General features: G+C 67.1%; 10 protein-coding genes, 1 tRNA gene and 4 pseudogenes. 9 read left to right on the top strand and 6 right to left on the bottom strand.

Annotated elements, in window-relative coordinates:
- Positions 1–49 precede the first annotated feature (49 nt).
- Positions 50–820, top strand: a complete 771-nt coding sequence (locus OG878_RS36360) for an aminoglycoside adenylyltransferase family protein (RefSeq protein WP_328890707.1) — start codon at positions 50–52, stop codon at positions 818–820.
- Positions 821–1884: 1064 nt separating this feature from the next.
- On the opposite strand, the gene OG878_RS36355 is transcribed toward OG878_RS36360, so the two are convergent.
- Positions 1885–2994 carry an IS630 family transposase gene (locus OG878_RS36355; protein ID WP_328885022.1) on the bottom strand — a complete coding sequence of 370 codons (1110 nt, stop codon included), beginning with the start codon at positions 2992–2994 and terminating at the stop codon, positions 1885–1887.
- 301 nt (positions 2995–3295) lie between these two features.
- On the opposite strand from OG878_RS36355, the gene OG878_RS36350 reads away from it, so the two are divergent.
- The gene (locus OG878_RS36350; RefSeq protein ID WP_328885304.1) at positions 3296–4687 is read left to right on the top strand and encodes an IS1380 family transposase; all 1392 of its coding nucleotides are present in this window, start codon (positions 3296–3298) and stop codon (positions 4685–4687) included.
- A gap of 393 nt (positions 4688–5080) precedes the next feature.
- On the opposite strand, the pseudogene OG878_RS36345 reads toward OG878_RS36350, so the two are convergent.
- A pseudogene (locus tag OG878_RS36345) lies at positions 5081–6274 on the bottom strand (IS4 family transposase); the annotation flags it as partial.
- Between the two features lie 82 nt (positions 6275–6356).
- Between OG878_RS36345 and OG878_RS36340 the strand changes: the two are divergent.
- The 3 genes from OG878_RS36340 to OG878_RS36330 all read left to right on the top strand — a co-directional run bounded on the left by OG878_RS36340 (position 6357) and on the right by OG878_RS36330 (position 8351).
- Positions 6357–6674 carry a hypothetical protein gene (locus OG878_RS36340; RefSeq protein WP_328890706.1) on the top strand — a complete coding sequence of 106 codons (318 nt, stop codon included), beginning with the start codon at positions 6357–6359 and terminating at the stop codon, positions 6672–6674.
- 496 nt (positions 6675–7170) lie between these two features.
- Positions 7171–7482: a transposase gene (locus tag OG878_RS36335; RefSeq protein ID WP_390838786.1), complete on the top strand. Its 312-nt coding sequence runs from the start codon at positions 7171–7173 to the stop codon at positions 7480–7482.
- Positions 7479–8351, top strand: coding sequence for an IS3 family transposase (locus OG878_RS36330; RefSeq protein ID WP_328884813.1), 873 nt, complete (start codon positions 7479–7481; stop codon positions 8349–8351). Before OG878_RS36335 ends, OG878_RS36330 begins: the two co-directional genes overlap by 4 nt.
- A 37-nt stretch (positions 8352–8388) precedes the next feature.
- Here OG878_RS36330 and atpF read toward each other — a convergent pair whose 3' ends face one another.
- Together atpF and OG878_RS36320 are read right to left on the bottom strand one after the other, a co-directional pair.
- Positions 8389–8883, bottom strand: coding sequence for a F0F1 ATP synthase subunit B (gene atpF / locus OG878_RS36325; protein ID WP_328890705.1), 495 nt, complete (start codon positions 8881–8883; stop codon positions 8389–8391).
- A gap of 919 nt (positions 8884–9802) precedes the next feature.
- Positions 9803–10147 carry a hypothetical protein gene (locus tag OG878_RS36320; protein WP_328891500.1) on the bottom strand — a complete coding sequence of 115 codons (345 nt, stop codon included), beginning with the start codon at positions 10145–10147 and terminating at the stop codon, positions 9803–9805.
- Between the two features lie 195 nt (positions 10148–10342).
- Between OG878_RS36320 and OG878_RS36315 the strand changes: the two genes are divergently transcribed.
- A tRNA-Trp gene (locus OG878_RS36315) sits at positions 10343–10418 on the top strand.
- A gap of 194 nt (positions 10419–10612) precedes the next feature.
- Positions 10613–11176, top strand: coding sequence for a hypothetical protein (locus OG878_RS36310; RefSeq protein WP_328890704.1), 564 nt, complete (start codon positions 10613–10615; stop codon positions 11174–11176).
- Positions 11177–11259: 83 nt separating this feature from the next.
- Here OG878_RS36310 and OG878_RS36305 read toward each other — a convergent pair.
- Positions 11260–11688, bottom strand: a pseudogene (locus tag OG878_RS36305) (transposase); the annotation flags it as partial.
- Between the two features lie 165 nt (positions 11689–11853).
- On the opposite strand from OG878_RS36305, the pseudogene OG878_RS36300 reads away from it, so the two are divergent.
- Positions 11854–12072 (top strand): annotated as a pseudogene (locus OG878_RS36300) (beta-N-acetylhexosaminidase); the annotation flags it as partial.
- A 288-nt stretch (positions 12073–12360) separates the two neighbouring features.
- A pseudogene (locus tag OG878_RS36295) lies at positions 12361–12696 on the top strand (IS110 family transposase); the annotation flags it as partial.
- 80 nt (positions 12697–12776) lie between these two features.
- Here OG878_RS36295 and OG878_RS36290 read toward each other — a convergent pair.
- Entirely contained in the window at positions 12777–13532 is a 756-nt protein-coding gene (locus OG878_RS36290; RefSeq protein WP_328890703.1) for an SDR family NAD(P)-dependent oxidoreductase, read from the bottom strand.
- Positions 13533–13566: the final 34 nt, after the last annotated feature.

Here is a 13566-nt window from a genome sequence, read left to right as displayed (position 1 = left end):
CTCAGTTAATGGTGTGCAGTCGGCCCGGGCGACGGGCGACACTGACGCAGTGGATCAGATTCAGGAGATCGTGGGGCTGGTCGGCGGAGTGCTGGGCTCAGAGGTCATCGGCATCTACCTCCACGGGTCCTCCGTGCTCGGCGGCCTCAGGCCCGCCAGCGACGTGGACGTGCTGGTCGTCTCCCGGTGGCGGATGGACGAGCAGGAGCGACGGGCACTCCTCGGTGGACTGCTCGGGATCTCCGGCTCCCGGAACAAGGTCCGCCCGGTCGAGCTCACCGTGGTCGTCCAGTCCGAGGTCCGGCCGTGGCGGTACCCGCCGACTGGCGACTTCCTGTACGGCGAGTGGCTGCGCGCCGAGTACGAGGCCGGGGAGGTCCCCCGGCCGGAGCCGATGCCCGATCTGGCCCTGCTGATCACCATGGCACTGGCCGGCGACCGCCCCCTCGCCGGCCCGCCCCCGGCGCAGGTCCTCGACCCCGTCCCGCGCGCCGACCTGATCCGGGCGAACGTGGCGGGCATCCCCGGCCTGCTCGACGACCTGGACGGCGACACCCGCAACGTCCTGCTGACCTTCGCCCGCATCTGGACCACCCTCGCCACCGGCCAGATCAGGTCGAAGGACGCCGCCGCCGACTGGGCCCTCGGCCAGCTCCCGCCCGAGCACCGACCCGCCCTCGAACACGCCAGGCAGCTCTATCTCAACTACCGGTACTCCGAGGAGAGCTGGAGCGACGCGTTGCAGGCGCAGGTGCGTCCGCATGTGGACCGCGTGCTCGCCGAGATCGACCGGTTGCGCACCCGGCCGCCGCGGACGTGAGGGCCGCTGCCTGAAGCCACGGGTGTCGAACCTTACGGTTGTTCACCCGCGTCCGGCCGGGCCCTCCAGCACGGGCAGCCTCCGATGCGGCCTCCCGCCGGGGCTCCTCCGCGCGGCGAATGCCCGGGGCTGGTCGGCTGCTGCTGTGAGGCAAGCTCATGAGGTAGGTGTAGCGGGTTTGGCCGGTGGCCTGTCTGGGCTGGGGTCGAGCATCATCAGGGGGGTCGTACGCTGGTTGGCAACTCGGGCAGGCTTGTCGCCTGCCCGCAATGTGTCTGATCGTGGCCATGCGACACCTGCATCCGGGCTTCCGTCGCGGGGGGAGCCCTGTCCCCCACAAGATGACGATGGTGCGGAACAGCACCGTCGTCCACGGCACCGGCTGAGCCGGAACGTCACCGGGGTTTCGGCGTAGTCACGCACCCTGGTGGCGGCGAGCTCGTGCTCGCGGCCGGCGACCACGAAGTGCATGAGACCAGGGCGCGGTCGCGGATGCCCACGAGGTTGTCGGGGCAGGCGGCGCTGCTCCGGGCGAGGTGCTCGACGAGCGGCGGCGGGACCTGGCCGCGGCCGGCGGGAGTGCGGAGGGACCACGGTCGGGTGCACCCGGTTGGGACATCCCGCCTGCAGCAGCCCCGCAGTCGGTCGTCAGAGAACCGTCGCTCCCAGCCCGACAATCCACCATCCGACTGTGCGACGTTGCACGCCCACCGCTCGGAAATCGGGCACTGCCAAAGGCGTTACCGCATCGATCTTTCCGTGTTCCGCGCCGGCGAGCACGGAGACGACGAGCCCGAGAGAGCGATCCCCACGGTCCGGGGGGAACACCCCGGTCATCGCCAGTACGAACTGGTGCAGGTTCGACGGGTGTTGTCTCAGCCCCCGAACGGGGCACCCCGAGTCCGGTACGCCGAGCGGCGTAGCGCGTGAACGAGACGCGATGATCGCGCGCCCTGATCGCTCTTCTCATGCCGACGCGCCCGAGCGGCCGGTCGGCCCAACTTTCTGGCGACAGACAAGACTGACCGAATGCCCTATGCCTGGGCACGCGAGCCCGACGAACGCTAGTGTCCTGAGTCAGTAATTCGTTTGCAGTACGTGGCGAGTGATTCGAGGATCTGGTCGGCTGTCTTGGTCCAGATGAATGGCTTGGGGTCTTCGTTCCAGGTGGTGATCCAGTTGCGGATGTCCTTCTCCAGGGCCTGGACGGATTTGTGGACGCCGCGGCGTATCTGTTTGGCCGTCAGCTCTGCGAACCATCGCTCTACGAGGTTCAGCCAGGAAGAGCTCGTGGGCGTGAAGTGCATGTGGAATCTGGGATGGGCCAGGAGCCATTTCTTGATGTCGGCGGTCTTGTGGGTCGCGTAGTTGTCGCAGACGAGATGGACCTCGAGGTCGTCGGGGATCTCTTTGTCGAGCTTGGTGAGGAACTTCTTGAACTCCGTCGCGCGGTGGCGGCGGTGGAGGGAGCCGATGACTTTGCCGGATGCGGCGTCGAACGCGGCGAAGAGGGTGGTGGTGCCGGCGCGGACGTAATCGTGGGTGGCCCGCTCCGGCACCCCCGGCATCATCGGCAGGACTGGCTGAGACCGGTCCAGGGCCTGGATCTGCGACTTCTCGTCCACACACAGCACCAACGCCCGTTCAGGCGGGTCGAGATACAGGCCGACGACGTCGTGGACCTTGTCGACGAAGAACGGATCCGTCGACAGCTTGAACGACTCGAAGCGGTGCGGCTGCAGCCCGAAAGCCCGCCACACACGTGAAACCGTCGACTGGGACAGACCCGTCTTCTTCGCCATCGAGCGCGTCGACCAATGCGTGGCGTTCTCCGGCTTCGACTCCAGAGTCCGTGCGATCAGATCCGCGACCTGCTCGTCCAAAACCGTGCGAGGCCGGCCAGGACGCGGCTCGTCCTGCAGACCAGCGAGCCTGTCGACCAGGAAACGCTTCCGCCACTTCGACGCCGTCTCCCGCGTCACACCGATCTCGCCCGCGACTGCCTTCGTCGAGACCGGAAACCCGTCCTCACCCACCGCTTCACACGCCAGGATCAAGCGGGCTCGAAGAGCCATGTCCTGGGCACCCTTGCGCCGCCGCACCCACCGCTCCAACTCCCCGCGTTCCGCAGCAGTTAGATCCAACGGCACAAGCTTCGGTCCCGGACGAGTCATCCCCAAACCATAGACGAATTATTGACTCAGGACACTAGAGCGAGACAACCTGGACGAGGTGGCTACGCTCACGAGTTCCGACAGCAGCGGCGGATGCGGCATTCGCCAGCTGGAGCATCCCGATGGTGCCGCTGTCGCCGAAATCACAACGGCGGGTCTAGCCGCAATACCGGTAACTTAGCCTCGATCCACCGAGTGGCTCGCTTGCTGTGGATGAGCAATCAAGAAGAGGTGCCTGCTGACCTGCGATGATGGGAGTTCTGACGCTTCCAGCACGCACAATCAGCAAGGCACCTCGTAGATGCAAGTTTCCCATACTCCGGCAGCGGTCTCCGCTGCGTTCGATGACCCGAACCTGATCGCGTATGCCGGGCTGCTGCCGGTGCTGCGGCTGGCCGAGCGGTGCGGGCTGTCGCGGTTGGTGGCCGAGAAGGTGAAGCTGACCGGCGCGAAGAACGGGGCTGGGGCTGCGGCGGATGCCAAGGTCACCAGCATTGTGGGCGGCATGGCCGCGGGTGCGGACAGCATCGACGACCTTCACGTCCTGCGGCACGGCGCGATGCCGGCCGTGTTCGCAGGTGCCCGTGCCCCGTCCACGCTGGGCACCTTCCTTCGCTCGTTCACCCACGGTCACGCCCTCCAACTCCACGCTGTCCACCGCCGGTTCCTGGCCGCACTGGCCGCGCACACCCCCTTGTTGCCGGGCTCGGACGAGATGGCGTTCATCGATGTCGACTCCACCCACAAACGCGTCTACGGGCGGGCGAAACAGGGCGCCGAGTACGGCCGGTTCAAGGGCATCCGCACCCTGCACCCGCTGCTCGCCACGGTCTGCACCCCGCAATCGAGGCCGGTGATCGCCGGCGTGCGGATGCGACGCGGCAAAGCAGCAGACTCCCGCGGCGCCCCGAAATTCGTGAGCGAGGCCCTGGCCACCGCCCGCGAGGCCGGCTGCACCGGGACCCGAATCCTGCGGGCCGACTCGCAGTTCTACAACGCCGGTGTGATCGCCGCCTGCCACCGGGCCGGAGCCCACTTCTCGCTCACCACCAGCATGAACCCCTCCATCAAACGAGCCGTCCACAGCATCCCCGACGAGGAATGGCAGCACATCAGTTACCCGACCGCGGTGCCCGACCCCGCCACCGGTGAACTCATCTCGGACGCCGAAGTCGCCGAGATACCCCAATACACCGCCTTCGCGAGCCGCAAAAAGAGCGAGCAGATCACCGCCCGGCTGATCGTGCGCCGGGTCCGTGACCTCGCCAAACCCGCCGTCGTGGGTGAACAGGGCGAGTTGTTCCCCGTCTGGCGCTACCACCCCTTCTTCACCGACCAGCCCGCCGCAACCCTGCAGGCCGAGCGGGAACACCGCCACCACGCCGTGATCGAGCAGGTCATCGCGGACACCAAAGCCGGCGCCCTGGCCCACCTGCCTTCCGGGCACTTCCACGCCAACGCCGCCTGGCTCACCCTGTGGGCGATGACCTACAACCTGCTGCGGGCCACTGGCTCCCTGACCTCCGCCTTCCACGCCAAAGCCACCACCGCCACGATCCGCACCCACCTGGTCCACGTTCCGGCCCGGATCGCCCGCTCCGCCCGCCGCATCACCCTGCACCTGCCACACAACTGGCCCTGGCAGCACGCCTGGACACACCTCTTCCACACCGTTCACGGCCCACCCGGCTGACGCGAACAGCCCCTACCCGACCCGCCCGCCGCCAGGGCCCAACCGGAACCGAACCCGTGGAAAAGCTGGGCAGACCAGCGACTACAACCTGCCCATACCCGAGCGCCGACCTGAAACCGGCTCGAAACCGGTCACAAGATCACTCCCCAAACCACGTCGGTGGATCAAGGCTTAGGGCGTTTTTATCCGCTTGACCCGTTTGGGTTTGGTGGCATTGACAATGGTGATGGCCGGGGCGGGCGGGTGTTCTGCACCATGGTGGGCTGCGCGTTTGAGGGGCCAGTTGGCCATTTTGCGTTTGATGACACGGGGGTTGGCTCGGCGGCGTCGTGGTGGCAGGAGTCGTTCGAGGAGTTCAGCGTGGGTTGCTTTGACCGCACGGGCGAGTCTGCCGGGGGAAAACGCCGCCTGGTCGGTGACCTGGCGGCGCACGACGCGCAGTGAGCGAGTGAAGGAGATCCGGTCGGGATCGTGGTCGGCTTGTCGAGCGGCCTGGTGCATCAGACGCCTGATGGCGTGGTGGACGAGCAGGAAGCCATAGAGTTCCTGCTCGGCTCCGTCGGGGTGCTGCGAACGCAGCACCAGGTGGGAACCGCCGAGGTGGGTCTTGATCTCGTCGAGAGTGGACTCGAACTCCCATCGCTGGGCGTAGAGTCCGGCCAGTTCCGCGGCTGGGGCCTCGTCCGGGTCGAGGACCGTGGTGAGGAGCCGGTAGACGCCCTCGTGGCCGGCGATGGCGTACTCCACCGCGCGTGCCGGGACCCCGCGACGGACGTGATGGATGTCGCTGCGGTCGAAAATCTCCGTGAGATAAGAACCGTCCGGGAACTGCTCGACCACGGGCAGCACGAGGTCCTTGCGGACTCTCCACAGCAGGTCGGCTCCGGTCGCAGCGGCTTTGCACCACAGGTCCACGCTGTAGAAGCCACGGTCAGCCAGCAGCAGTATCCCCGGCCGCAGGGACGGCAGGACCGCCCGGGCCAGGGCCTGCTCTCCGGTCCGCAGAGGGCCGATCGCGGCGTCGCAAACGGCGTGGGTGCCGCACTCCACCAGGCCGACCATGCGGATCTGCGGGTAGCCGACGTTCTGCTCGCCCCGCCCGGAACGCGGTGGACGGCCGAACGCCTCCACGTTCGCCTTCGTGTCGGGCAGATCGAACGTGGTGCCGTCGATCGCGGTCAGCCGCCAGTCTCGGTAGAAGGCACCCTGAGTACCCGGTGTGGCAACCGGACGGCACACCCGCGCGAACAACTGCCGCAGCGGCGCCACCCCCAACCGTGACCTGGCTTTCCAGATCGCCGCCGTACTCGGCACCGCCCACGACGCACGCCAGCGCCGCTCACCCTGCAAACCCATGGTCAGCAGCCGGGCGACCTCCTCGTAGCTCTGCCCCGAGAAAAGGCACATCGCCAGCACGAAGTAGACCACCAGCCGGGCCGGCAACAGCCGGTTTCGCTGCTGCACCCGGCCCGTCTCCGCCAACACCTCGTCCACGAGCCGCGCAGGAAACGCCTGCGTCAGCACCCCGACCGCGACCCGGTCCGACAGACGCTCACCAGATGACTTCAGCTGACCCGCTCTCGGCATACCACCAGCAACGACCAGATTGCACCTAAGTTACTGGTATTGGGTCTAGCCGTCCATAGCAGGCGTGGCCATGATCGGGAGGATGGACGAGGGGGGTTCGATGCTGCACGTCATTTCGCTGGTCGCCGTGGGGGTCGCCGTGGTGCTCTACGCTGCGGCGGGTGTCCTGGTCCTCACTACCGGCCGGGCCTTGCCGTGGCAACGGGGGTACATTCTGCGGCCCCGGCTGTGGGGCTCCGGAGCCCTGGCGTTCGGCGCGGGGATGGCGCTGACCCAGTACGCCGGCACGGTGTACGACCTCACCACCTCCGACGCCCTCTTCGCCTGCAGCATGCTCATGCTGATCTGCGGTGGGGTCCTGCAGTACGTCGGGCAGCGCGTCGGCCGCCTTCGCAAATGATGGCTGCACGGCACTCACCCTCCTGAAGGACGCCGGATACCACCTGGTAGCTCGGTGGCGACGCACTCCGGGCCGACGCGCCAAGAGCTGTCGTTACTCGTGAATAAAGCCAACGAGGGACACGGAAGGCACAAGACATGCCTCCGGCGGGGGCGCTCAGACTCCGGGATGGACGGGGCGCCGTTCGCGAGTGCCGGCCGGAGAGTGGCGTACGCAGGGAGCTCCCATCCCGTCTGCCATCGACCCAGGCAGAGCCGAGCAGACGCGGTCCCTGGCGTCCAGGTCGTACGCACAGTGGCGCGCTCCACCTGGACGCCAGGGACCACGCCCGCTCCACGGTGGGTGGGTCGACGGCAGACGGGATGGGAGCTGGGGAGAGTGGTGGGTTGAGGTGAGAAAAAGAACCAGGGGCTACTGCAAGTCTGCCGCGCTCTGGGCTTGATCCGCTTTGACGGACATTCGAGATCAGGGGTTCAGCCCCGGGAGGATGTCCATCATGGAGAGCATGGGGAAGAAGAAGCCTCGCCGCCCTCGTCGTTCGTTTACGCCGGAGTTCAAGGCCGAGATCGTCGGGCTGTGCCGACGGGGTGACCGCTCGGTCGGGCAGGTCGCCAAGGACTTCGAGCTGACCGAGACCGCGGTGCGGGACTGGGTCAAGCAGGCCGAGGTCGATGCGGGCGAGCGCAACGGGCTGACCAGCAGTGAGCGCGAGGAACTGGCCGCGTTGCGGCGGGAGAACCGCCGGCTGCGCGAGGATGTCGACGTACTCAAGCGGGCCACAGCTTTCTTCGCGAAGGAGACCCGGTGACGGTGCACCCGTTCATCGAGGCGGAGAAGCAGGCAGGTCACAGCGTCAAACGGGCGTGTGAGCTGATGAAGGTCTCCCGGACCGCCTTCTATGCCCGTCGCTCCGGCCTGCCTGGCCCCCGTGCAGTGCGGGATGCCGAGCTGACCAAGCAGATTGTCGAGGTCCATGCGAAATCGCGCGGAACCTATGGGGCCCCGCGCGTGCACGCCGTGCTCATGCGCGAGGGTGCCCGGTGCGGTCGCCGTCGTGTCGCACGACTGATGCAGGCCGCAGGACTGCAGGGCCGGCACCGCAGACGACGGCATTTGACCACGATCCCTGATCCCAGGGCTGCCTTCCGTCCCGACCTCATCGTCCGGGACTTCCAGCCCGACCGCACCGGGCTCGATGCCCGCTGGTGCGGCGACATCACGTATGTCCCGACCGAGGAGGGCTGGCTCTATCTGGCCACGGTCATCGACATCGCCTCCCGGCGCGTGGTCGGCTGGGCAACCGCCGATCACCTGCGAACCGAGCTGGTGGCCGACGCGCTGACAGACGCCTGCCGGCAGCGTCGCCCCACCCATCCCGTGATCTTCCATTCGGATCGCGGCTGCCAGTACACCAGTCAGCAATTCGCCTCGCTGGCAAGCGAGTTCGGGATTCGACTGTCGGTCGGCCGCACCGGTCAGTGCTGGGACAACGCGCTCGCCGAGTCGTTCTTCTCGACCATCAAACGCGAACTGCTCGGCACCTCCGCCTGGCCCAGCCGGGCCGCCGCCCGCACCGCGATCTTCGATTTCATCGAGGGCTGGTACAACTTGCACCGATTGCACAGCAGCCTCGGCTACCTCAGCCCCGCCGAGTACGAGACCGCACTCGCAGCCTGACCACCACACCAATGGTGTCCGTCAAAGCGGAGGAAGCTCAGCTCCGAGCATCAAGGTCTGAGAAGAAGCGGTCCACGATCTCACTGGTGACGGCACTGTCAATCGGCTCGCCGAGCACCCGACCGGCCAACTCGATGGCCAACGACACGACGTCTCCCCGTAGCTCTGTCTCCGCTATGACGCGGTCGGCCTCGAACCGCGCCTGAGCTTCCGTAATCATCACCTCGCGTTCCCGCAGGCCCTCAGTGCGAATCTCGGCGATCAGTCGCGTGCCCTGCTCCAACGCCTCCTGACGCAGGTGAGCCGACTCGTGTCGGGCCTCAGCCAGCTCCTCGCGATACCCGGCGAGGACTTCACCCGCCTCCATCGTCAACTGTTCAGCACGTTCCACCTGGCCCTCGATAGCGTCCTTCCGCTCATCGAGGACCTTGTTGACGCGCGGCAAAAGAACCTTGGCCATAGAGACGAAGACCACCGCGAAGGTCACCACGCACACGACTGTCGGCGCGAGCCCAGGTATCAGAATGCCCATGCCAAGATCGTATGGGAGTCACCTGCACGTTGAGGAGCACTTCAAGAAAGAGCTCGCTCCCATCTGGTGGGCATCGGATAACTGACGGTCCATGTGCCCGTTGGGTGCCCGTTCCGGCGGGACGCAGCGGGGACTCACGGGGAACAGCGGCGCCGATCGCGCTCCGGCCCAGGTCAGTGCCTTGCCAGGTCAGCCATCATCCGCATACGGGGTCTTCCAAACTAGGGACGTCGCGAAGCGTTCTCGCAAGGCATGTCCGATGGATCATGGGTGGATGAGTGAACGGGGTCAATGGGCGCGCCTGCTGGAGACGGGGTTCGAGCAGGTCTACGTGGAGAACGACTTGTACGACGGCCCTCGTTCGGGCCTGGCCTCCATTGGAGGGCTGCCGCACTACTTCGAGTCAGTCGACGGCTATGCGAACCCTGAAGTCGACACTGAGGAGTCCCTCGTCTGGCCCGCCGACCGCCTGACCCTGGACATGGAACGAGAGCAGTGGAACATCTTCTGCTCATGGAATGCCCGGTACGAGGCAGGCGAGGTTGCCGCTGACACGCATCCAGGCGGCGGGGGTGTCGATGCGCGCTACGACGAGTTGCAGGTGCTGCTCGATCCTCGGCGCAAGGCGCCGGCGGATGCCCGACACCTCGTGCCCGAGTGGCGGTCCTACGAGCGGCCCGGCCGGTCGCTACCTCCCAGAAGGTCCGGACTACCTGGCTCGGTGGCGTCCCGCCTGAACACCGGCCGCCTCGTCACGAGCGGAGCCAGATCAGAACGTGCCGTGCCACAACCGCGCCAGATCGGGCGGGGACTCACGGGGAATTGCGGCTGCTGCCGGTGGACCGAAGCCAGTAGCCGCCGAAGTCGGCATCCCACAGGTCAGACCCCAACTCGCCCCACCACGCTTCTAAAGCGGTGGCTATTCGCCCGTCCGGCGCAGGCCAAAGCAGGCCACCAATGCGCTGGCATCTTCGGTGAGGAAGAGGATGAAGACCCATGTGCGGTCGACAGGCATGATCTGACCGTAGCGCACCGGTTGGTCACGTCGGCCAAGGAGCTGCACCGCGCGGTCCAGGCCCTGAGTCTCAATGCCCTTCCGCCGCCAGTTTCGACGTCGGTTCGCATAGCCCACGGCAGGTTTCTCTGCGGGAACGGTCAAATCCGACACACAGTGGGCAGCGCCGCTGCGGAGGGCAGCAAGGGCAGCCGCGGATGCGTCGTCGGTGTCACCGGCCAGCAGTTGCATCAACAGATGCCGTTCCATGGTCACCCCCGCCGAGATCCTGCGGTACAGCAGCGTAGTACCGCAGCCCCAGCAACCCCTGACGCCCAGTAGGGTCTTTGTATGGTCCGGAAATGGCCGGTCTGGCCATCTACGGCCGCTCCGCACAGAGCTACGGATCAGAAGGCCGACGCACCGGTCCGTCCTGAAGCGTGACGGGGCTAGGATCGCAGCGGGCGAAGCCGTAGCGCAGGGGTGGTCGCGCGCGGTCTCCAAAATCGCGAGGACGCCGGTTCGAATCCGGTCGGCTTAGCCTGCCCCCGCTATGCGTCTAGGGCGTGTCCGATGGGTCGGAGCTGATCGGTGGGTTCTCCACCGGATGCCGGGCACACGTGTCCGATCCGTCATTGAACGTGTTCAGTAATGGGCCTAGGGTGGCGGCTAAATGCCCGCGGATGCTTGTGGCGCGACTTGCGCGGGCAGAGCCGGGCAGGATCGGGGGCCGAGATGGCGCGACTGTTGGGCAGGCGTGAAGCCGACCACATGGGGGCAGCGCCGTCGTCCGTTTCGATGGCTGTGCTTTGTGTGGTCATTGCCGCGTTGGCACTGGCGTGGACCGGAAGGCTTGACAGTCTCCCGGCGGGCGTCGCTCTGCTCCCCCTCACGCTGGTGGTCGGGCTGCCAGTGCTGTTGGCTGCGAGCGCGCTGCTGACCGCCGCATACATCCTGCCGACTGTGGCCCTGGGGCATTGGTTCGGGCGACTCGCAGGGCACGGGAGAAGGTGGTGGTGGGTGGCGGTCAGCACAGCCGTGGGGCTTCTGCCCGCAGTCGGCCTGCCCACGATGGCCCGAATATCGCAGAGCGGGATCCATGAGTGGCGACAACTCGCCTGGGACGGGTTGCTGTTTGCGGGAGTGCTTTGGGCCGCTTCGGCGCCGGCTTCCCTTGCCGTCCACATGACTGTGCTGCGTGAAGAAGCAGGACGTCCGGTCCGGCCAGTTGGTGACATCCTCCTCTGGGGGACCCTCGGGTTGTCTATCGAACTCACCGCGTTGTTGGCAGACCTCTGAGCCGTCGCCGAACCCGTGTCCGGGCTGCGTTCCGATCAGGAGCGAGGAGAGGTCCACCGGCGGACTCAGAAGTTTCTGGCGACTTACGCTTTCAACCACAGACGCACCGTTACGGCAGTGGCAGACCCCTGAAATACATAGGCTCTCTTGTCGTACCTGGTCGCTACGGACCGGAATCCCTTGAGTGCATTGACGCTCCGCTCGACTTCATTCCTGCGAGTAAAGCTCTCCGTCGAAGTTTGCGGGCCTGCCGCCTGAGCTGCCACGGTTGCGGCGGTGGGCTCTCTGGTCCCGACGCTCGGGAATGACATGCCGAATCTGGCGCCGCCGCAGATAACGACGGTTACGGCGAGACAAATACGCCTTGTCGGCACTCAGGTGGTCAGGACGGGTGCGCGGGCGTCCACCAGCTGGCCGGGGGACACGCAACCGTTCCAGAACGGGGATCATCTGCGGGCCGTCCCCCACTGGCCAGGTGTGATCAATAGCGCCAGTGGCCGCCGGCCGCCCTCGCTAAGGACTGTCCCGTAATCCCTGGCGGGCGCACGACGACAGCTACGGCACCTCGCCGCGTTGTCGGAACGCCCGAATACACCCCGTATGAGGACGCCCCTCCGCCTTGCGATGCACCGCATCCGACGCTGCGCGCTGATCCACCAGGGATTACGGGACAGCCCTTAGTCGCCTTCGCCGAGGTGGCCTGGTCCACTCTGCCGACGCCGGACGAGCGGGACTTCGAGGCCTTCACGTCGAGGATGAGCGCCCACTACCCGCACCTCGACGCCCTCGGCGTCGACTACCGGCCACCGTCCGGCCCCCGTCCCTGGCAACAGCGGCCGGCACCGGACGGCGTCCGCCTCGGCAATCCACTGGACGGCGCGCCACCGATCGACTGAGGCGCCGGACCTCGCGCCCGCGCGGCGGCGAGGACGGAACCGAGCGCCCCCGAGTTGCCCATTTCGCGGCCCCGCAATGGGGCCTCCAGCCTTCGGGTCCGGCATGACTTCCCCCTTGTTGTTGATGATCCGGGGGTGGTGTCGCCGGGCCCGGAGGCATCGGCAGACCGCTGATGAGGGGCTTGAGCACCGGCTTCACCCGAGCCGGAAGAGCTCTCCGCAACGTGGATGTGGCAGCCCGGTGCCCTGGCAAGCCGGACGAACGCGTGATGGAGGGGCCCACACGTGATCGACACCGGCGACATCGACGTCCACCTCGGCCTGGACGTCGGCAAAGGCGAACACCACGCCACCACCGTCACCCCGGCCGGAAAGAAGGCCTTCGACAAACGCCTGCCCAACACCGGACCCAAGCTCCGCGAGCTGTTCGCGAAACTCCAGGCCAAGCACGGGACCGTGCTCGTGGTCGTCGACCAGCCGGCCTCGATCGGGGCCCTGCCGCCGGCGGTCGCGCGGGACATGGGCTGCTCGGTCGCCTATCTGCCGGGGTTGACGATGCGGCGGATCGCCGACCTCTGTCCCGGTGAGGTGAAGACGGACGCAAGGGACGCGTTCATCATCGCGGTTGACCTGCGCGCCAGACTCTTCCCAGCGGACTCGCAGTCGTCGGAAGCCGTACGCGGTATATGCCGGGCTGGTACGGGTCAGCGGTTGGGGAGGGAGCCGACCAGGCCCCCGTCGATCACAAGGTCCTGACCGGTGATGTAGGCGGCGTCATCGGAAGCCAGGAAGGCGACGGCAGCGGCGACCTCGGAGGCGTGGCCGACGGCGCCGAGCGGCACCTGCGCGGCGTTGCGGGCGTCGGCCTGGGGGTCGGTGTTGGCGCCACGGTACATCTCGGTGTCGATGTAGCCGGGGCTCACCGAGTTGACGCGGATGCCGCGCGGGGCCAGGTCGGAGCCGAGGGTGCGGGCCAGGTTGTGGACGGCGGCCTTGGTCGCCGAGTAGACGGAGGCGATGGGCAGGCCGCGGTAGAGGGTCCAGGACGCGTTGAGGACGATCGCGCCGCCGTCCTTCAGCAGCGGCAGCGCCTTTTGGACCGTGAAGAAGACGCCCTTGAAGTTGACGTCCGTGGAGTGGTCGAAGTCTGCTTCGGTGATTTCGGCGCTGGGCTTGAATACGCCGGTGCCCGCGTTGGCGAAGACGGCGTCCAGACTGCCCCGCCAGGTCTCGATGCGGCGCATCAGAGCATCCAGGTCGGCCAGGTTCGCGGCGTCCGCCCGGACCGTCAGCAGGCGCCCGGCGGCGTCGAGTTCGTCGGCCGCCTTGCTGAGCCGGGCCTCGTCGCGTCCGGTGATGACGACGTAGGCGCCCTCGTCGAGCAGGCGGCGGGCGGTGGCAAGACCCATGCCCGAGGTGCCGCCGGTGATCAGGACTGTGTGGTTGGTGAATCGCTCCATGCCCATGATCCTGCGCGGCCGGGCCAGGCTTCAG

The sequence above is a fragment of the Streptomyces sp. NBC_00316 genome (genome assembly GCF_036158715.1).
Lineage (GTDB): Bacteria > Actinomycetota > Actinomycetes > Streptomycetales > Streptomycetaceae > Streptomyces.
Note: the sequence above shows the minus strand (reverse complement) of the source record. Positions and strands in the feature narration are given on the sequence as shown.